This is a genomic window from uncultured Tenacibaculum sp. (genome assembly GCF_947499065.1).
Lineage (GTDB): Bacteria > Bacteroidota > Bacteroidia > Flavobacteriales > Flavobacteriaceae > Polaribacter.
Genome location: NZ_CANMMT010000012.1, coordinates 19,306 through 42,566, shown reverse-complemented (window position 1 = coordinate 42,566; position 23,261 = coordinate 19,306). Strand labels below are relative to the sequence as shown.

General features: G+C 31.0%; 9 protein-coding genes. 4 read left to right on the top strand and 5 right to left on the bottom strand.

Features of this window, described 5'->3' with window-relative positions; translation table 11 throughout:
• The first annotated feature begins 93 nt into the window (after positions 1–93).
• Together Q0958_RS17100 and Q0958_RS17095 are read left to right on the top strand one after the other, a co-directional pair.
• Positions 94–10,839: an MBG domain-containing protein gene (locus Q0958_RS17100; protein ID WP_299125319.1), complete on the top strand. Its 10,746-nt coding sequence runs from the start codon at positions 94–96 to the stop codon at positions 10,837–10,839.
• A 5-nt stretch (positions 10,840–10,844) separates the two neighbouring features.
• Positions 10,845–11,015 (top strand): hypothetical protein, encoded by a 171-nt coding sequence (locus Q0958_RS17095; RefSeq protein ID WP_235274876.1) that lies wholly within the window; start codon positions 10,845–10,847, stop codon positions 11,013–11,015.
• 84 nt (positions 11,016–11,099) lie between these two features.
• On the opposite strand, the gene rsgA is transcribed toward Q0958_RS17095, so the two are convergent.
• The 5 genes from rsgA to Q0958_RS17070 all read right to left on the bottom strand — a co-directional run bounded on the left by rsgA (position 11,100) and on the right by Q0958_RS17070 (position 14,440).
• On the bottom strand, positions 11,100–12,128 hold the full coding sequence (gene rsgA, locus Q0958_RS17090) for a ribosome small subunit-dependent GTPase A (protein WP_299125315.1): 1,029 nt from the start codon (positions 12,126–12,128) through the stop codon (positions 11,100–11,102).
• The gene (locus tag Q0958_RS17085; RefSeq protein ID WP_235274878.1) at positions 12,118–12,525 is read right to left on the bottom strand and encodes an RNHCP domain-containing protein; all 408 of its coding nucleotides are present in this window, start codon (positions 12,523–12,525) and stop codon (positions 12,118–12,120) included. The genes rsgA and Q0958_RS17085 overlap by 11 nt, the downstream gene beginning before the upstream one ends.
• 90 nt (positions 12,526–12,615) lie before the next feature.
• Positions 12,616–13,182, bottom strand: coding sequence for a TetR/AcrR family transcriptional regulator (locus Q0958_RS17080; RefSeq protein WP_299125313.1), 567 nt, complete (start codon positions 13,180–13,182; stop codon positions 12,616–12,618).
• A gap of 159 nt (positions 13,183–13,341) precedes the next feature.
• On the bottom strand, positions 13,342–13,836 hold the full coding sequence (locus Q0958_RS17075; protein ID WP_299125311.1) for an SRPBCC family protein: 495 nt from the start codon (positions 13,834–13,836) through the stop codon (positions 13,342–13,344).
• 52 nt (positions 13,837–13,888) lie between these two features.
• A complete protein-coding gene (locus Q0958_RS17070; RefSeq protein ID WP_255689374.1) occupies positions 13,889–14,440 on the bottom strand; it encodes a TetR/AcrR family transcriptional regulator in 552 nt (183 codons plus the stop codon).
• Positions 14,441–14,621: 181 nt separating this feature from the next.
• Between Q0958_RS17070 and Q0958_RS17065 the strand changes: the two genes are divergently transcribed.
• Entirely contained in the window at positions 14,622–16,265 is a 1,644-nt protein-coding gene (locus tag Q0958_RS17065; protein ID WP_299125305.1) for a tetratricopeptide repeat protein, read from the top strand.
• Positions 16,266–16,425: 160 nt separating this feature from the next.
• Positions 16,426–23,256, top strand: coding sequence for a T9SS type A sorting domain-containing protein (locus tag Q0958_RS17060; protein ID WP_299125302.1), 6,831 nt, complete (start codon positions 16,426–16,428; stop codon positions 23,254–23,256).
• The last annotated feature ends 5 nt before the right edge of the window (positions 23,257–23,261 follow it).

The window sequence follows — 23,261 nt, the reverse complement described above, 5'->3', positions numbered from 1 at the left end:
AAATAGGGTGTTTAAAAATTTAACTGTACAGCAAGTATAGGACACCTTAAAGGTTTAATAATAACAAACAAAAACTAATTTAAAGAACCTCTCATGAAAAAAACTACTCTCTTGTATGTGATGTTTTTGTGTTTGATGATAACACAAACATTTTCACAAACCTTTAACGAGGTTGAGAACAACAATTCCGTCAGTAATACACTGATAAGTTCTCAAAGTCGTATCTATTCATCTGCTAATTATGAAGGAACGGTAACAAGTTCAGATTCTGATTTTTGGATTATTTCAAGAAAAGCAACTCAAGCATCAGATATTATACTCTATTTTGATAGACTTTGGGTAAATAGTAATCCAGGTTTTGATTTTAGAATATGGGAATACCGAGGAGGAAATTGGGGGGTAACTCCGGTAAATATCGGAACCCTTAGAACCTTAATGCAAGTATCAGGTATTTATAATTATAGTATAACACTGCCATATAGTAATAATGTAAGCGGTGGTAACAGTAATAACTTTTATGCAATTGAAGTATTTACTGGTGCAGCTAACTTTAATTATAATTTTAAACTAGGAGCTAGTTCAGTAAACTCTTTTTATTACTGTTATGAGTTCGGGATAACAGATCCAGTGCCTAACCAAGTAAATGATGCAGATGTTACTTTAAACGATTTAAGAGTAAATGGAATTGATGATGTATATTATATCGTAAAGTTTTCTGCTACTAATTCTTTTACAGATTTTACGGATGCTTATGTTCAAAATCAAGCTTTACCTGTAAAAGCTGCTAACAATTCATATAGTGGTTCTGGAGAACATATAGCCTATGTAGGTACAGATAATGGTGCGTTACAAGCAGCGTTGACGATGACAAATTTGCAACGAAATACAGCCTATTATTATAAGGTCTATACCTATAGTAATTGTAATGGTTATATTAATTATAATAACTCAATTGCATCAATACCAGTAACTACTTGCCCAGGCACAGCTCCAGGAACAAGTTCTGTAAATTCAGTTTCGGCAACTTCACCTACTTCAGCAACAATAAATACGTTGGGAAGGCCAGCAGGAGCTGATACTTCTATGGGATATTTAGTAAAGTTTAGTGATACTAATAGTTTTACGGCTCCAGTAAGTGGAACAACAATACCAGTTGCTTCTTTAGATTATTCAGGGAAAACTGGTGAGCAAGTTGTGTATACAGGAGCTATTGGAAGTGGTGTTGGAAGTACAGATGCTATTAATCAGGTTGTTACTGGATTACAAGTTAATAAAGATTATTATGTAAAAGTATATACCTATGATTTATGTGGAGGAAAATATAACTTTGAAACTACAGGATCTACTGTAGTTACAACTAATTATGTATGTGCAGCTCCTTCAGCAGCTAATAATGTTACTGCTAATGCTACAGGAACTAGCACTATGACATTAAGTTCTTTTACCGGTTCTTCAGCAGCAAATGGTAGTATAGAATATATTGTTAAATTAAGTGATTCGAATTCATTTACTACACCAAATGCAGTGCCTGGTAGCTCAAGTACAGTATATAACTCAGCTGCAGGAGGAGAACAAGTTATGTATGTAGGTAACTCTGTTACTCCAAATCTTAATATAACTGGACTTGCTGCAAATGGAACTTATTATGTAAAAGTGTATGCTTATAATAATTGTGGAGGAACAAATTACTTCGAAACTACTGGAAGTACTTCAGTAACAATTACTACATGTGGTACACCAACAGGAAATGCACAATTAGCGAGTTTTAGAGAAGATTTAAATTGGGAGAATAGAGTTTCTCCAATTATATCAAATGTTCCTGCTGATGCAGAAGGTCAAATAGTAAAAATGAATATTGAAAATTCATTTACAGATATTACAGGTGTACAAAATACGTTACCTACAGCAAATGTAACCTATTCGGGTTCTGGAGAGCAAGTAATTTTAGCTGGAGCTTTTCCAAATGGACAGGCATTTACAGGACATAACTTATTACCAAATACTGAATACTTCTTTAGAATATATTCTTATAAAGAATGTAATGGTCAATATTATTTTTCAAGTACAAACGATAGCACATCAAAGTTTACAGCAGGAGTTTCAACAAAACTAGCTTCTAATACGGTTGTTAATAATCTTACAGGAACAGCTTTTACTTTAGCTTCTTTTACAGGTGCACCAGCTGCAGATAATGGTAATGGAATACCAACTGGTTATATTGTAAAAATGAATACAACCAATAGTTTTTCATCATATGGTTTTAGAAGTAATTTACCAGCTTCAAATGCAAATTATTCAGGAGGAGAGCAAGTTGTATATGTTGGAACATCAACTACACCAAATCTTGAAATAACTGGTTTAACAGCCAATGCAACTTATTATTTTGCGATTTATGCCTACAGAGATCATGGTTCACCATATTTTTTCAAGAGTTATCAGCAAACTGGACATCAGTTTTCAATAACTAATAATGCAGCACTGGTTAATCCAACTATTACATTTGATAATGTACAAGCACAAGTTGGTGATGCAAACTTTAATTTGAGTGCAACCTCAAATTCAACAGGAACAATTACTTATGAAATTATTAATGATGGAGGAACAGGAACTACTTTAAGTGGTACCAATAATGCTACAGTTACTATAGGAAATAAAGCAGGAATTGTAATTGTAAAAGCATCACAAGCTGCAACTGCAACACATCAAAGTGCAGTTAAAACAATGACTTTAACCATTAATAATCAACCAGCTACTTTATCAGGTTTTATAGGTTATCAAGTAAATTCGGGTATTACCACCTTGGATATGACTACTAGCTTAACTTCTGCTTCTACAGGAGCTTATACTTTTGAAATTATTGGACCAGATTTAGGATATTCTGTTAATGGAAATTTATTAAATGTAAATAATGTAGCAGGATCTATTATTGTAAAAGTAACACAAGCAGCTGATGCTAATTATGGAGAATCTACAGCATATTTTTCTACATTATTTTACAATGCAGCGTTGAGTCCTAAAGTTCCTGCAGCACATAACTTATTTGATTTTTCATTAGATGTTGGAGAAACAAAAACTATTGTAGCCGCAAATAATGTATTTAGTACTTCTGTTACTTACAGTATTGTTGATAACGGAGGGACAGGTTCTACCATTATAGGAAATGTATTTACAGCTGGGAACACACCAGGAACGGTAACGTTACGTTCTTCAACAGTGGAAGATACTGGGTATTTGGCTACAACGAAAGATGTAACAGTAACGGTAACAGGAACTTTACCACAAAACATAACATTTGGAGCTTTAGCAACAAAAACATATGGTGATACAACTTTTAACTTATCGGCTACTTCAAACTCTGGATTACCAGTTAGTTATGCAAGTTCAGATACTTCAATAGCTACAATTTCAGGAAATACGGTAACTATTATAGGAGCAGGTACAGTAACTATTACAGCATCACAAGCAGGAAATGCAATTTATGATCTAGCTACAGATGTACAGCAAAATTTAGTAATTAATAAAAAGATGTTAGTAGTTTCTCCTAAAGATGCTACTGCAACATATGGTATCTTAGATTTACCAGCAGATAATTCTACAGAAAACTATCCTTTTCAAGTAGAAGGATTGGTAAATGGAGATTTAGCAACTAATGTATTAAGATTAAGTACGTCTTTTTCTGATATATCAGATTTAGTAATTGTAAATGCTGCAAATCCAGGACAGCCTTTAAATGTAGGAACTCATACAGGGGTAATGACATGGGGAACACCTCCAATTATTGATATTTTATCGCCAAACTATGAGTATAGAGCAAATGCAACTGGTAATTTAACGGTAACTGCTGCTCCTATAACTGTAACAGCAGAAGTAAAATCTAAAAGTTATGATGGTGGTTCAGCAGCTGATCCAGTTTTAACTTATACAGTAGATAGAAGTAATTTACCAACAGGAGCAGATGTAATAAATTATCCAAATCCATTGGTTTTTACTGGAGGATTGAATAGAGTATCAGGTCAAAATGCGGGAGCTTATGCGATAAACCAAGGAACTTTAAGTTTAGGAAGCAACTATGCTATAACATTCAATAGTGCTAACTTTACTATTAATAAAGTAGATTTAACTGCAACCTCAGTTTCAAATAAAGTATATGGAGATGCATTGGGAACTTTACCTATTCAGTATACAGGATTTGTAAATGGAGAGAATGCTACAGTTATAGGTACTCAACCAAATGCTATTCCAGCAATAGCAATAGACGGAACAACTCCAGCAGGAGGACCGTATGTAGTTAACGTATCTGGAGGTACCGATAATAATTATAATATTGTAACCAATAATGGAACTGTTACAGTTACTAAAAGAGCTTTAAATGCTGTAGTAGAAAATAAAACAAAAGTATTCGGTGATGCAAATCCTACATTTACCATGCAATATTCAAACTTTGTAAATGGGGATGATGAAAGTGTTATTACACAAAATGTAAACTTAGGAGCTTATGAAGCTGGTTCAACTTTAGTAAGTGAAACATCTCCGGTAGGATCTTATGTTATTACAAATTTACCAGGTTTATTTATTGCAGATAACTATTTTATAAACTTTACCAATTTAGGAGTAGCTCGATTAACAGTTTCTAAAAAAGCAATTGAAGTAACAGCAGAGGCAAAGTCAAAAGTATATGGAGATGCTGATCCAACGTTTACTTATCAAATTACGAATGGAAATTTAGTAGGAAGTGATGCTTTTACTGGAAGTTTATCTAGAGTTACTGGAGAGAATGTTGGAACTTATGCAATAGATAAAGGAACTTTAGCTTTAAACGCTAATTATGATGTAAGCTTTGTAGCTGATAATTTAACTATTAGTAAAAGAGCGATTGAAGTAACAGCTGATGTAAAGTCAAAGGTATATGGAGATTCAGACCCAGCACTGACTTATAGAATAACAAACGGAAGTTTAGTAGGAAGTGATGTTTTTACAGGAAGTTTAACTAGAGAGGCTGGAGAAACTGTATTTAATAGTTTACCATCAAATCCTTTTTATGCAATTACTCAAGGTACATTAGCATTAAATGCAAATTATGATTTAACTTTTGTAGATTCTAGACTTAGAATTGCACCAAGAAATGTTAATTTTTCATTAGAAAATACAAATAAGGTTTACGGAGAAGGAAACCCTATCCCAGTATTAAATATAGTTGATGGAACTGCAATGGCATATGATGATGCACTAGTTTTAAAGAATGTGAGAAGAAAATCTGGAGAGAATATAGGTACATATGAATATGGAGGTTTTATAACTAATTTTACTGGTGATTTTGAATTTGAAGTAACTTCTTCTCATAGTACAGATTTACGTAACTATCAATTTAATTTTAGAAGTTATGGGTCACCTGGACTTACAATTACTAAAAAATCAATTGAAGTAACAGCTGATGTAAAGTCAAAAGTATATGGAGATTCCGACCCAACATTAACTTACCAAGTAACTAATGGAAGTTTAGTAGGAAGTGATGCTTTTACTGGAACATTAAGTAGAAATACAGGAGAGAATGTTGGTAATTATGCTGTAACTCAAGGGAGTTTAACATTAGGTAACAATTATACGCTTTCATTTGTTTCTAATGATTTAACAATTAATAAAAAGGATATTGAAGTAACCGTAGATGCAGGTCAAGCAAAATCATTTGGAACAACTGATCCTACGTTTATTTATAGAGTTACTTCAGGAGCTTTAGTTAATGGAGATACATTTACAGGAGCGTTAAGTAGATTAGCAGGTGAAAATGCTGGAACATATGCTATAAACCAAGGAACTTTAGCTTTAAATGCAAACTATAATTTGTCATTTGTTCCTAATAGTTTTGAAATTCACAAAGGAGCTGCTACGGTTATTGTTAATAATTTAACTCAAACTTATGATGGAACAGCTAAGCCAGTTTCACCAACTACAATGCCAAATGGATTATCGGTTGATGTTACTTATGATGGAGGAAGCACAGTACCAACAAATGCTGGTACGTATACAGTATTAGCTACTGTAAATGATGTAAATTACCAAGGAAACACTACGGAAACTCTTACCATTAACAAAGCAAATCAGGTAATAACCTTTGGAGCTTTAAGTAACGTAACTTATGGTGATACTAGTTTTAATTTAACAGCAACTTCAGATTCAGGATTAGGAGTTACATATTCGAGTTCAGATACTTCGGTAGCAACTATTTCTGGAAATACAGTAACTATTGTAGGAACTGGTTCAACAACAATTACAGCAAATCAAGTAGGTAATATAAATTATAATGCTGCTAATGTGCAACAAACATTAACAGTAGGTAAGAAAGCAATTGAAATTACAGCAGATGCTAAAACAAAAGTTTATGGAGATGCAGATCCAGCATTTACTTATACAGTAACTAATGGAAGTTTAGTAGGAAGTGATGCTTTTACAGGAAGTTTAACAAGAGCTACTGGAGAAGCCCAAGGAAATTATGGAATTACTCAAGGAACTTTAGCATTAAATAGTAATTACGATGTTACGTTTGTTGGAGCTAATTTTTATATAGATTATCGTTTTATACGTATTGTGCCAACAGCAGCAGTGCAGAAAACATATGGAGATTCAGATCCAGCTAAATTAAATTTCCCTTTTGCTATTACACAAGGTTCATTAGCTTTTGATGATGCTATTGAAGTATTTGGAACATTTAGAGATAGTGGAGAAAATGTAGGAAGTTATCAAATAAGAGGTTTATCATCTACTTTTACATCAACTAATGGAGGTCAATCTTCGTACTCAATTACTTATACTCATGCAGGATCAGTACGTCTTCAGATTAATCAAAGAGCAATAGAAGTAACAGCAGATGCGAAGTCTAAAGCTTATGGTGATACAGATCCAGCTTTAACTTATCAAGTTACCAATGGAGCATTGCAATTTAGTGATGCCTTTACAGGAACATTAGAAAGAGTAGCAGGAGAAGCTCTAGGTAGTTATGCAATTAATAAAGGAACTTTAACCCCTGGAAACAATTATGCAGTAACTTTTGTAGGAGATAACTTAACAATAGGAAAGAGAGCTATTGAAGTAACAGCAGATGTTAAAACAAAAGCTTATGGAGATGCTGACCCAGTATTTACTTATCAAATTACTAATGGAAGTTTAGCAGGAAGCGATGCCTTTATAGGAATTTTAGAAAGAGCACCGGGAGAAAGTTTAGGAACATATGCCATTAACCAAGGTACTTTAGGTATTAACGGAAATTATACAATATCATTTGTTTCAAAAGATTTGACTATAGGAAAAAGAGCTATTGAAGTAACAGCAGATGCAAAGTCTAAAGTTTATGGAGATGCTGATCCAGCATTGACATATCAAATTACTAGTGGAAGTTTAGCAGGAAGCGATGCTTTTACAGGAAATTTAGAAAGAGTTTCAGGAGATAATTTTGGAACTTATGCAATAAATCAAGGAACGTTAGCTTTAAACTCTAATTATGCAGTTACATATGTAAGTAATGATTTGACCATTACTAAAAAGGATATTATGATTCTTACTGCTAATCAAGAAAAAGAATATGGTGAAGTAGATTCAAATATTGCTTACAGTTTATTCCCAGGTTCAATTTTAGCAAATGGAGATTCTCTTTCTGGTAGTTTAACAAGGGAGGCAGGTGAAAATGTAGGAATTTATAATATTAGTTTAGGAACACTTTCAGCAGGTCCTAATTATAATATGACACTTTTTGGTTCTCCTACTTTTGAAATTACTAAAAGAGTTATTGAAGTAACAGCAGATGCTAAATCTAAGGAGTATGGAGCGTTAGATCCTACATTAACTTATCAAATTACTAGTGGAAGCTTAGCAGGAAGTGATTCATTTACTGGAGGTATAGTAAGAGTAACAGGTAATAATGCTGGAACTTATGCTATAAATCAAGGTACATTAGCTTTAGATAATAACTATACCTTAAACTTTGTAAATAATGATTTTACTATTACTAAGCGTCCAGTAACTATTACAGCAGATGCTTTAGTGAAGGTGATTGGAGATGCTGATCCAGCATTGACATTTAAAGAGACATTAGGATCAATACTTGTAGGTGATTCATATACTGGAACTTTAGAAAGAGTAGCAGGAGAAACATTAGGAAACTATGCTATTAATCAAGGAACAGTTACCGCAGGAAATAACTATACAATTACTTATGTTGTAGCTGATTTAGAAATTATTGAAAAAAAGAATGCTACAGCATTAAATTTTGAAGGACCAGCTAATGGAACTTATGACTACATTGAAGTAGCAGATGATTCAAGTTTAGACTTTACATCGGCATTTACATTTGAAACTTGGGTAAACTTTGATGAGATTACACGTTATAATAACGGATGGGATTGGCAATGTTTATTTGCAAAGTCTAGATTTAATGAATCTTATGGGTTAATGTTATTAACTGAAGGATCAAAAATATTAAGATTTTACCATGCTGGATTCGGAACAGGACATACCGATTTTAATTGGACTTCTACATTAGCAGCGAAAAAATGGTATCATTTAGCTGTTACTTTTAACGGAACTAAAGCTACAATTTATGTAGATGGAGTTGAGGTAGCTTCTCAAACTGATACAGCAAGTAATTTAGTTCCTAACAACAATTCATTAATGATTGGTGCTAATAAAACAGCAGGAGCTGACCCATATCCATTACAAGGTACATTAGATGAGGTTCGTTTTTGGAATGTAGCTAGAACAGCAACAGAAATTAACGACTATAAGTCAAATGAATTAGAAGGAAATGAAACTGGATTAGTTCTGTATTATGATATGAATCAAGGAAATGGTTTTGGAAATAATACAACTATTACACAAGTAACAGATAAATCTTCAGTAGGAAATAATGGAACATTAAACCAATTTGCTTTAACTGGAAGAACAAGTAACTTTGTTAATGATGTAACAAATGGAGTAACTCCAAAACAAGATCAGGTAATTACATTCAATGCAATTCCAACAAAAACTTATGGAGATGCCAACTTTAATTTAACAGCAACTTCAGATAAAGGATTAGATATTGTATATGCTAGTTCAAATAGTAGTGTTGCAACAGTAAGTGGAAATACAGTAACTATTGTAGGAGTTGGTACAACAACTATTACTGCAAGTCAGCAAGGAACTGCTCTAGTTAAGTCTGCTTCTGCTACTCAAAGCTTAACAGTAATTGCAGGTGCTAATAAATCAGTTTGGAATGGTAATACAAGTTCAATATGGACAATTGCTACCAACTGGAGCGACAATATAGTTCCAACTATTACAGGAGATGCAATTATACCAAATGTGACAACTACACCTGAGGTTGGAACTACAGTACAATTAAATGACTTAACTGTTGAGTCACTTGCTTCATTCGATATTAATGAAAATGGAAGTGTAATGGTTGACGGTAATTTAGATAATAGTGGAAACTTTACAATGACTTCTACAGAAACAAAGAGTAGTACATTAATAGTAAAAGGAACTTCTAATGGACAAGTTACCTACGAAAGAGGAGGATTAAAAGCCAATGTTTGGAGTATCGTTTCTGCACCAGTAGCAGGGCAAAGTATTAAAGAGTTTGCTGAGAATTCAGCAAATGATATTAGAGTTAATACAAGTGTAACACCTAATAGATATGCAATTGCGTATTATGATGATAGTAAACCAGCTGGTTCTAAATGGGTATATTATACAACTGATGATTTAGCTACGAACACTTTAACCTTTGAAAAGGGTAGAAGTTATGCAGTGTCTAGAGCAACGAACGGTAGTGTAACATTTACAGGAACTATAGAAACTACAGATGTAGCAAAATCAATTGTGGCATCAGAATGGAATGCTATAGGAAACCCATATACAGCGTTTTTACCAATCAATGAAAATGCAGGAACTAACTTTATCAATAGTAACGTAAGTAAATTCAATCCAGCAAATGTTGGTGTATACGTTTGGGATAACGCGCAAGCTAAGTATGTAGGGAAATCATTAATAACAGGAGAAAGCTCATTAGCACCTGGACAAGGATTCTTTGTAAAAGCAGCAGTAGGCGTATCAAATGTTACTTTTAATCAATCGCAAAGAAAAGTACAACCATTAACAGGTGGAAACTTTAGTAAAGGAGGAGCGGTAGTTCCAAGTATTCAATTGCTAGCAACATCAAAAGGTGTAACAATTGATACGAATATTAAATACTTCGAAAATACAACTGAAGGTTTAGATCCAGGTTATGATTTAGGAAACTATGCAAGAGCTTCATTTGATGTATTTACAAGATTTGTTGGAAATGATAAAGGAGAAGACTTTACAATTCAATCTTTACCAGTAGAGAGTGTTAATAGAACAGTTCTTCCAATCGGTTTAAATGCTACTGCAGGAGCAGAGGTAACGTTTACTGTAAACTATAATAATTTACCAGAAGGAGTAGAAGTATTTATTGAAGATAAAGAAGAGAATACTTTTACAAAGTTAAGTTCTGAATTGAATGAATTTTATACGGTAACAATTACAGAGAAAGTAAATGGAGTAGGTCGTTTTTACTTACGCACTCAACAAAAAGCTAAAGTAAATACAAAAATTAATAATGTTAAGATTTACAATACATCAGATAATACTTTAATTATAGAAGGAATTTCTAAGGGTACTTTTAATATGACTTTATATGCTATTCATGGAGCTGCAGTACTAAGTAAAACAGTTGAAGGAAAAGGAAGAAATACAGTAAGTCTTCCAGATTTAGAAACAGGAGTTTATGTAGTAAGAATAACTTCAGAATTAGGTAAGAAGAGTAAGAAGATTATTATTAAAAAGTAGAAATCATGAAAAACAATATAAAATCACAAAAAGAAGTAATCACTAGAAAAGAAGCATTACAAAAGTTGGGAAAGTATGGTAAATATACAGCCCTAACAGCTTTAGGAACTTATATGCTTTTAAATCCACAAAAAGCACAAGCACAAAGCCCAGAGGATCCAGGGGATGGGTTTTAGTAAACTAAAATTAGGGGTTTAGTTTACACAAAAAAAGACAGCTAATTTTAGCTGTCTTTTTATTTTATATAACAATAAGGTTACTTAATTATTTATATAATTATGATACGTCTTTTTCTTATTCATTTCTTGTTTAACCATTTTACTAAACTTTTTACCGTGTTGTTTTTCAGTAAAACCATTCTTTTCAGATTTGCGTCTTTCTAAATATGCAAGTTCTTTTCTTAAGTGTAAAAAACTATCATATCGTTGAGGTGTTATATAGCCTCTTTCTAGTTCCATTTGAACAGCACAACCAGGCTCACCTTCATGTTTACAATCACGGTATCTACAGTTATTAGCAATGCTAGATATTTCAGAAAAAACGTCATCAAGATTTTCCTTTTCAGCCCATGCTTGAACTTCTCTTATACCAGGAGAATCAATAATAAAACCACCACTTTCCAATTCAAACATATAAGAAGCTGAGGTTGTATGGCGTCCTCTTTTATCTTTTAATTTAGTAGCTCTTGTTCTTTGAACTTCTTTTTTCAAAAGAATATTAGTAAGAGTAGATTTACCAACACCTGATGGACCAATAAAAACGCCCACTTTTTCTTTAGTTAAATATTCTAGAATAGTATCGATACCAATATTATCTTTTATACTACTTATAATTATATCAACTCCAGGCGCGATAGTTTCCGCTTGCAATTTCACAAATTCTGCTTGATTATTTAAATCAGCTTTATTAAGTACAACTAGGGGAGTAGCTCCACTGTTCCAAGCTACAGTCATTAAACGCTCTAAAAGACGATCAGAATAGTTCCTTCCACCATCTAGTCCTAATACAACTACAACATAGTCTACATTAGAAGCAATTACTTGTTCTTTTGTAGCATTGCCTGGTAGTTTTCTACTTATTTGGGTTTTCCTTTTAAGAACGTTTTCTATAACAAGTATTTCGTCATGTTCAGAAACTTCAACCCAGTCACCAACACAAGGAAAAATATTATTAGCTTCTTTAAATAGTTTTCCTTTTAGTTTAGCATTTTTAACAATACTATCTACTTGTACTTTATAGTTATTGTAATGTTTTTCAATAACTCGACCGATTTTATTCTTAGTGTACATTTTCTCCTCCTTTCTCTAAACTTAGCTTATGCATGGTAGAAATAATTGAACTAGAAGGGAAAGGCAAAGACATCAATGGTGCTGCTGACATTGTTAGTAGCATTAATTCATTGTCGTCTGCTGCAATTCTATTCATTCGTATGGTATTGCATTTATTACATTTGTGTATAATAGACCATTCTTTATTTTTTTGCACGTAAATACTAATTGGTTTCATTATGCCTCTACAACTTGAGCGTCTGTCACCAGGTGTAATGTCTATGTGTAAGCTACTCAAACAATGTGGGCAATGATTTCTATGTTTACCACCTATTTCAAGTGGAGTAACTCCTTTTCCGCATGAAGCACAAATAAATGACTCTTGTGGATTTTCTCTTAATATTTTATTTCTTGACATTTTAATCATTTTTCAAGTACCTGTTATGGGTACAAAAGCCGAAAATGAATATTATTAAATTATATAGGATTATTATTCGACTTTATATTATTAAATTTTTTGATTGATATCACCTAAATCATAGGTATACCTTTTTATAAATTTTTGTTTTACCAAGTCTAGAGGATAGTCATCAAAAGAGTATATATAATTAATAGCTATCCCGTCTAAATCGGAAACAAACATGAAGCTATCTACTATGGTAGCATGCTCTGAATATTCACTAAGTATTTTATGAGCATTATCTAACAGGAATGCATATTTTTCCTTTATCAAATCATTCAATATAGCTTTTGTAGTTGGCTGTAACATTACATTCAAATACAATTGAAAGAACAGTTTATCTTCAACCATTTGCTTAAAAGCACCATCAATGAGTTCAATTAATCTTTCCTTAGGAGAAATTTCCTTTTGAACACTATCGTTTATTTCAACAATAATATTTGTTGTTTTTTTAAATATTTCTCTCAACAACTCATTTTTGTTTTTGAAATGATGAAAAACAAGTCCGTTAGACACCTTAGCAGCTTCACATATCGCGGAAACCGAAGTTTTTTCAAATCCACGCTCAGAAAATAATCTTGTAGCGACTTCTAATATTTGTTCTCTTTTATCCATATAATCATGTGTTTATAAAAAACCGACTGACTAATCGGTTTGCAAATATATAAAAAAATAATAGAATAAAGATTTATTAATATCTTTATTCTATTTGTTGAAAATCAGTCGTTTATTTATAATGTGATTTTACTTAGAATTAATTAAAAAGAAATATTTTTATAAAGATTGTTTTGTAGTTTTCAGACTATTTATTTCTTTTTGTTTTCTCGGAGAGGGTTGTCCCGTTTCAGCATAAATTACTAAATCATCTAATATACCTGGATATATTTTGTTTAAAGCCATTTTCATTGGAATTTGTGCAATAGTTCCAATTAAAGGTTTTACTTCAATACGAGGACCGAGTATAATCTCAGTTTTAGTATCACTTAGTTTTTTTAACTTCCATGTACTAACTACAGAACGAACAAAAAAGGGTAAGCCTTTTACAGAAAATTGTAATTCATAATTTTCATCATCTATTTTTATAATTGTATCTATAAGCCTACCGCTTTCAGTTTCGCAAACTCTATCAAAGTCTTCGTTAGGCTTAGCCTTTCTACATTTTGGAGTTCCTGCTGCCCATAAATGAGCATCGTAAAAATCATCAATAATAAATCTCCAAACTTCTTGAATTGGTTTATTAATATTTCGTTTAAATTTTAAGTCTATCATGGTTTATTGTTTTATGGAGTGAATGTTCATTCCAAATTAATTGTAAAAAATTTTATTCTTTAATTCCATCCCAAATCATTTGTATGTGATTTTTTAAGGATGTTGTTGCTTTTTCTGAATTATTTAGATTTTGTTTTAAGTAAGATGAAATACCTCCACCTATAAAAACAAGTATCTCTTGTGTACTAATGTTTTTAATTATTCTATTAAGTTTTCCTTTTTCTAAGAGAATAGCTACAATTTCTACAGATTTTTGTCCTTTCACTTTATTCTCTTTCGTAATTATAGGAGAGGCTTCTAGTTGTTGAAGAAAGTTAAAATAAGATGGATTATGAATAAAAAAATTGATGATTACTTTTAAGTAATCTACAAACTGTTTTTTTATAGTAGCATCAGTATTTACTTTTAAAAATAAGGTTTCCTCTTGCTCTTTAATGCCTATATAGATTTCATTAATTAAAGCTTCTTTGTTAGGAAAATAATTGTAAATGGTTCCCATACCAGTTCCCGCTTTTTTAGCTACTTCTGACATTGGAGTATTATGAACTCCTTTTGTAACAAGAAGTTCAAGAGCTGCATTCAAAATATTTTCCTTTTTATTCATATTGCAAATATATATAAGTTGGAATGAATATTCCAAAAAATATTTTTATAATTTAAAGAGAGCAGTAAGCTATGTGAAATGCTCCAAAGATTTTAATAAAATAGAAATTGAATAACATTAATTTTTTTAACCTAAAACAATAAAAATATCTAACAAAATTCTAATTAAATTTGTTTCGATTATGAGATATCTAGTTACCGTTTTTTTCGCCTTAATAATTACCAAAAGTTTTTCACAAGAGGAAGTATTAAATGCAGTTCAATTACATGAAAAAGTAAGAAATGCTACCAACAATCAAGAGAAAATTAAATTGTTGTTACTTCTAGCAGAAAATCAGTATGAAAACGATTTAAACTTTTCAGAAAAAAGAGTAGAGGAAGCTATAGAATTAATAGGTAACAAAGAAGACAGTATTAGTAAGCAACAATTAGGAAAAGCATACGTACTCAAAGGGATAGTAAAAAGGAGAGAAGCCAATCATCCAGAAGCCATAGAATATTACCTCAAGGCCAAAAAAATATACCAAGAACAAAAAGATTTTAAGAAAGTTTCAGATGTATATCATAACATGGGAATGGTTTTCAGGCATCAAAAAGAACATGATAAAGCAATATCGTTTTATAAAAAATCAATCAAAGGAAAAGAATTGGTAAATGACTATCATGGTATGGCAGCTAGTTATAATATGATGGGAGTATCGTATCGTCAATCGAAAAAGTTAGATTCAGCACTAATTTGCTACCAAAAAGCAAAAGAACTTTTTAGTAAAATAGGAAGTGTAAAAAATATACAAAGAGTGTATAATAACATGGCTATGTTATATCATAGTAAAAAAGAGTATGATAAAGCCATATCATTAGTAAATGAAGATATTGCTTTTACCAAGAAAAACAACAAAATATATTCATTGTGTACCGCTTATAGAAATGCTTCAAATATTTATAAAAAAACAAAAGAATACGAAAAATCATTAGCCTACATAGATTCGTCAATACAAATAGCCAAAAGAGAGAAGTTTAAAGACTTAATAGCCAAAGGATACCTTAGAAAAAGTTTTCTATCAGCTAAATTGTCAAATTATAAAAATGCTTATGAAGATTATAAAAAATTTAATAGATATTCTGATTCGTTGTTTAATATAGAAAATATTAAAAAGATTCAGGCATTAGAGCTTAATTATCAGTTTAAAAAAGAAAAACAAGAAATAGAATTATTAGCAGAATCAGAGAAGGCTAAAAATAAATTATATATCATCATTTTACTCTTAATTGTGTTGAGTTCAATATTTATAGGGTTTTTATTGAATAAAAATTATAGAAATAAAACGGTTATCCTAAAAAATGAAGTAGAAAAAGAGAAAGAACAAAAGGAGGAGCTTAATAAAAAAATAAAAGTAAACGAAGAAGAAATAAAAGGTTTGATAGCTGATAATACAATGCGTTTAGAGTTTAAACAAGAACTTCTAAATAGATTAAAAGAAGATGTATTATTGGGAGAAGTTAAAGAAGTTAAACAAAAAATAAACACGTTAACTTCAGAACTACAAGCTCAATTACAAACAGAAAATAAACTTTCTGAAGTTCAAACAAAAATATCAGAAGTAAACAAAGGTTTTGATTTAAAATTAAGAGAACTGTATCCCACTTTAACAAAAACTGAAAGAGAGATATGTTCATTATTACGTTTGAATTTATCTATCAAAGAAATCATGATTGTAAGAAATGCATCATTAGATTCTGTAAAGTCTGCAAGGTATAGAATCCGCAAAAAATTAAAGCTTAACTCAGGAGAAGAGCTTGAAAAATTCATTCAAAATTTATTTTAATGCTTTAAAATAATATTTTATTTAAGTTATTGCTAGTCAGTTGTTAGTGTTGTTTTGCCACTTTTTGCCACCACTAAAATCTGCATGAAATGAAGGAGTAAGTGTATATTTGATTACCATAAAACAAACTACTTACACAAACCCTTTCAAAACCCACTTCATGAGAATAAAACAACTAACTATTTTATTTTTATTCCTTAGTAATTTAGTCTTAGCCCAAGAAACTTTAGTTCCCGATGATAATTTTGAAAACTATTTAGAAACCCATGATGCAACTGGAAATGTAGTCGCTTTAGGAGCAGCTACAAGTATGGGGAATGGAATTGCAAACGATAATTATGTAACTACTTCAAAAGTAGCTAATGTAGTAAGCTTGAACATTTCTAATCTAACAATTACAGATGCAACAGGAATAGAAGCTTTTACGGCATTAGAAGTATTAAGCTGTTTTAATAATGCATTATCAAGTATAAATCTATCACAGAACTTAGCTTTAAATGATTTAAATGTTGGAAAAAACAATTTAACAAGTTTAGATATAACTAATAATACAGCCTTAACTAAATTGAGTTGTAGTAAAAATCAACTTACTAGTTTGGATGTTTCTCAAAATACACAGTTAGAAACTTTAGGCTGTAGTAGTAACCAATTAACCAGTTTAGATGTTACAAAAAATACAGATTTACTGAACTTATCTTGTTATAACAACCCCTTAGGAAGTTTGGATGTAACCAAAAATTTGTTGTTACAAGGTTTGGATTGTGTAAACACACAATTAACTAGTATTGATGTATCTAAAAATACTGAATTATTAGAATTACAAGTGTATGAAAACTCATTAACAAGTTTAGATGTTAGTAATAATGTTAAGCTAATAGAGCTCTATGCAGAGTATAATCAGATTACTAGTTTAGATGTATCTAAAAACACAGCTTTAGTAGATTTGTCATGTTATAACAATCAATTAACGTATTTAAACTTTAGAAATGGAAATAATACAATATTAGACTCAGGTGATTTTGATATAAGAAATAACCCAAATCTTACTTGTGTCTCTGTAGACGACCCTACTTATGCTACTGCTAATTTAACCGATAAAGATGCACATACAGTGTATAAAACTTCTTGTACACAAGTTAATGTACCGGACGATAATTTTGAAGCATATTTAGAAACACATAACAATATAGGAGGAGTGGTACCAGTAGGAGACCCGACAAGTATGGGAAATGGTATTGCAAACGATAATTTTGTTGGAGCTGAACAAATTAAAGATATTACTTATTTAAATATTTCTAATCAGGGAATTACAGACTTTACAGGAATAGAAGAATTTAAAGCATTGGAAGAGTTACGTGCTTTTAATAATACAGTAACTTCTGGAAGTTTAGATTTAACTGGTAATGTAAATCTTACAGAAATTGCTTGTTCTGATATGGGACTTAGTTCTATTAATATTTCAGGTTTAGTTAAATTAGAAAAAGTTGGATTACGAAGTAACAATTTCACTACTATTAATTTAAGTACAAATACAGCGGTGAAGTATTTGTATTTAGATTATAACAATCTTACCGCTATTGACGTAAGTACAAATACTGCTCTTGTCGATTTAAGAGTAAGAGAAAGTTCGTTAACAACACTTAATTTAGCTAACAATACAAATTTAACTAGTCTATACTGTGACGATAATTTATTAACGACTATAGATGTTTCAAATAATACACTTTTAAGAACATTTAATTGTAGTAAAAATAAGTTTACATCCATTAATGTTAGCGGATTAACAAGTTTAACCGATTTATTTATTGATGATACTCCAACACTTACAACACTAGATGTAACTAATAATTTAAATTTAGAAGACATTGGAGTTAACAATACAGGATTAGCAGTTTTAGATTTGACTAATAATACAAAGTTGATAGAGGTTTATGCTAATAATACTTCCATAACTAGTTTAGATTTTAGTAATAGCCCAGATATTGATTATATAGAATGCAAAGATGGAGTACTTACTACTTTAAATCTTAAAAATGGAAATAATAGTAGTAGTATAGAATTATATGCAACAGGAAATTCTAATTTATTATGTATTCAAGTAGATGATGCTTCAGCTAGTTATTTAAGTAGCTGGAATAAAGAGAGTAGTACATCATTTGGAGAAGATTGTAATTGGACTTATGTTCCTGATGATAATTTTGAAAATTATTTAGAAACTCACGACGCTAATAACGGTTTTGTTTCAGTTGGTGACCCAACAAGTATGGGGAATGGAATAGCTAACGATAATTATGTGACTACAGCTAAGATTAAAAACGTTGTAAATTTATTCGCTCAATTTCAAGGGATAACTGATTTTACAGGACTTGAAGACTTTACCGATTTAGAAGTATTATTCATTTTTAATAATGTAATTAATACTAGTTTAGATGTAACAAGTAATACGAAGTTAACAAGAATTGATGCTGGAGATATGGGGATAACTAGTATTAATATTACTGGTTTAACTGCCTTAGAACGATTGAGTGTACCTCGTAATAGTTTTACAAGCATTGATGTTTCTACCAACACAGGTTTGAAGGATTTGATAATTTCTTCTAATAACTTATCAGGGTTAGATGTAAGTCAAAATACTTTGTTAGAAGATTTACAAATTCATGAAACTACTTTAAGTACTATAGATGTAAGTGCTAACGTGAATTTAACAAGAATTATAGCTTCATTAAATCAATTTACAACATTAAATCTTGAGAAAAACACAGCTTTAGAGAGATTAAACTTGGCTAAAAATCCTTTTACTTCTTATAATCTAAGTCATCTGACAAATTTGAAAGAAATAAATTTAGATGAAACAAATATTACATCAATAGATATAAGTAAAAACACAAATTTAGAAGAGTTTAGTGCAAGAAACAACAATGAATTAGTAGAACTAAATGTAAGAAATGGTAACAATAGTAGTTTTACCGAATTTGAAGTTGATGGTTGTCCAAATTTAACATGTATAGAAGTAAACGATCCTTCTGCCGTATTTTTATCGGGATGGAGTAAAGATGCTACCGCTAATTATGCAGAGTATTGTAGATTTACTAGCATACCAGATGCAAATTTTGAAACGTATTTAGAAACACACAACCAATATGGAGGTTCAGTGGCTTTAGGAAGTTCTAATAGTTTAGGAAATGGAGTTATTGATGATAATTTAGTGCCAACAGCAAAAATTGAAACAATTCAATTATTAACACCTAGAAATGAAGGAATCCAAGATTTTACTGGGATTGAAGATTTTGTTAGCTTAATTCGTTTATGGATAGATAACAATACATTAACGAATACAAGTTTAGATTTAACAAATAATAAATTATTAGAAAGTCTAACCCTAGAGAATACAGGAGTTACAAGTATAAATGTTACAGGGTTAACAGCCTTAGAATCATTAGAAGCAGCAAACAATAGTTTAACTAGTCTAAACATAACAACTAATACAGGGCTGAAATTTTTAAATTTAGGAGATAACAATTTGACTAGTTTAGATGTAAGTAATAATGATTTAACAAGTTTAACAGTTACAAATAATCAGTTAGGAACTTTAGATGTAAGTAACCAGACTAATTTAACATCATTGTATTGCGAAAACACAAATATTTCTTCATTAAATGTTCAAAATAATACCTTATTAGAAAACTTAGAATGTGGTCAAAACTCATTAACAGCTATAGATGTAACAGCTTTGACAGATTTATTCTATCTATCATTTTTGAATACGAATATTGCTACCATCGATTTAAGTAAAAACGCGAACCTAAGTAGATTAGTTTGTGATAATACACAACTTACAACTTTAGATTTGAGTAATCAGAATACGCTAGATAATTTATCATGTAAGAATGGTTTATTAACAAGGTTAAATTTACGTAGTGGTAATAATTCAGATTTAGACAATGTAGATGTAACAGGAAATCCAAATTTGACGTGTATTTCAGTTGATGATCCTTCAGCAAGTGTTTTGGCGGGTTGGTTAAAAGATGCTACAGCGAGCTATGCTCAATATTGTCGATTAACCTATGTTCCAGATGATGTTTTTGAAGCTTTTTTAGAAAGCAATGGTTATGGAAATGGAATAGCAAATGACAACTATGTTTATACAGCATTGGTGGAAGTTTCAGAAGGAATAGTTTTCCAAAATAAAACAGCTTCGGATTTAACGGGAATCGAAGACTTTAGAGATGCATGGTATTTTGTAATTCGTAACAATCCAAATTTAACAAGTATCGATTTAACTCAGAATACTAAATTGACTACACTGAGTTTAGCAAACAACAATCTTTCAAGTTTAGATTTAAGTAAAAATACCATTTTAGAAAAAGCATATCTAGACAATAATACTAATTTAGGAGATGTTAATATAGCTCCGCTATCACAATTAAACACATTAGATGTTTCAAATACAGGAATTAATAGTATAGATATTTCAAATAACCCATTATTAAGAGTATTAAACCTTAACGATAACAGTTTTACATCATTAGATTTATCAACATATCCAAGTATTTTACAATTAAGAATAGTCAATAATCAATTAACATCATTAAATGTAGCTAATGGAAATAATACCAACTTTACATGGTTTGATGCTCAAGGAAATGCCGATTTAACTTGTATTACTGTTGATGATATTAATCCAGATTCTGGTATATGGCATAAAGATGCTACAGCAAATTATGCCTTGTATTGTGATCTTACTAATATACCAGATGCTAATTTTGAAAACTATTTAGAAACTCACGATGCGAATGGAAATACTGTTGCTGTAGGAAATATTTTAAGCATGGGGAACGGAATCGCTAATGACAATCAAGTAGCAACTTCAAAAATTAAAGATGTAACTACATTAGATATTAGTAGTCAAAATATTTCAGATATAACAGGAATTGAGGCTTTTACAGCTTTAGAATCCTTAAATGTTGATTATAATAATTTAACTTCATTAGATTTAAGTAGTAATACAAGTTTAAAAATCTTAGACGCAGCAGAAAATAATTTTACGTCGTTGGATTTATCAGGTTATTTAGCTTTGGAAGAAGTAGAGTTGCGATCAAATTCAATAGAAAATTTAATTGTTTCAAATAATCCAAACTTAACAAAGTTAAGAGTCGGTAAAAATAAATTAGCAGTTTTAGATGTAACAGCTTGTAAACAATTAGAAGAGTTAGCAGTACATCAAAATGTATTAGTGTCTTTAGATGTTAAAAATGGTAATAATGCCAATATTACAGATTTTGTAGCCTTATATAATTCAAGTTTAACCTGTATAGAAGTAGATGATGCAGCTGCGGCTTATTTAGCAACTTGGCAAAAAGATGCAACAACAAACTTTAGTGAAAATTGTAATGCTACAGTTTGGTTAGGGACAAATAACGATAATTGGAATGAAACAAGTAACTGGGTTGCAAATGCAAAACCACAAACTACTAGTAATGTTATTATACCTTACAGAACCAACACTCCAAGATTAACTTCATCAGAACAAATAAATGACTTGAGAATTACAGAATTTTCATCATTTGATATTACAGAAAATGGATCAGTAAAGGTTGATGGTAACTTTAATAATTCAGGAACATTTACAATGACATCAACAGCTTCTAATAGTGCAAGTTTATTAGTAGAAGGATTAGCAAATGGTGAAGTTACTTACAAAAGAGGAGGATTAAAAGCAGGTAAATGGAGTATTGTTTCGGCACCAGTTTTTGGGCAAAGTATTAAAGAATTTGTAGAAAATTCAGCCAATAATATTCGAGTGAATACTTCAGTAACTCCCAATCGTTATGCAGTAGGATATTATGATGATAGCAAACCAGATGGGACTAAATGGGTGTATTATACAGTAGACGATTTAACATCAAATAATATTGTATTTGAAAAAGGAAGAAGTTATGCAATTTCAAGAGCAACAGATGGAGAAGTAAGCTTTACTGGGACTGTAGAAACTATAGATGTTAGTAAACCGGTGGCTACATCAGAATGGAATGCTGTTGGAAATCCGTTTACAGCATTTTTACCAATTAATGAAAATAGTGGAGTAAACTTTATCAATGATAATCTTGCTAATTTTGATCCAACTTATGTAGGAGCTTATGTATGGGATAATTCACAAAATAAATACATAGCCAATACATTAGTAAGTGCAGAAAGTTCATTAGCACCGGGACAAGGATTTTTTGTAAAAACAGCCGCAGGAGCAAACTCAATTATATTTAAAGAAGCTCAAAGAAAAATTCAACCAGCAAGTGGTGGAATCTTTAGTAAAGGACTAGGAGAGAGTCAATCAGCAGTTGAGTTATCAATAGCCACAAAAGGAGTAAAGGTAAATACAGTTGTAAGTTATAGAAATGAAGCTACCAAAGGTTTAGATATAGGGTATGATGTAGGAAACTTTGATGGAGCAAGTTTAGATATTTATACACAACTTATAGATGGTTCATCAGAAAAGAACTTTACTTATCAATCAATACCTAATACTGGAGAAGCGAATATAATTCCAGTAGGAGTAAAGGCTAAAGAAGGATTAGAAGTTACTATTTCAGCAAAGGCAACAGCATCTGAAGGAATGAAGGTTATTTTAGAAGACAAGGAATTAGACAAGTACATTGATTTAAGCAAAGAAAATTATACTATAACAATGTCTAAATCAGAAAATGGAATAGGAAGATTCTATCTACACACACAAGTACAAGGAAAGGTACCTGAGGATACAGTTGCTGATATCAAAATTTACAGTATAAATAGAACACTAATTGTAGAAGGTATTTTAGGAGAGAATTTTAATATCTCGATGTACAATCTATTAGGAGCAGAAGTTTTCAAAGGAACATATGAAGGAACGAATAAAAATGAGATAGACTTACCAAAGGTAGAAACAGGAGTATATCTAATAAAGTTGGAAACTACTGAAGGAACAAAGAATAAGAAGATAATTCTTAAAAAATAGTTATC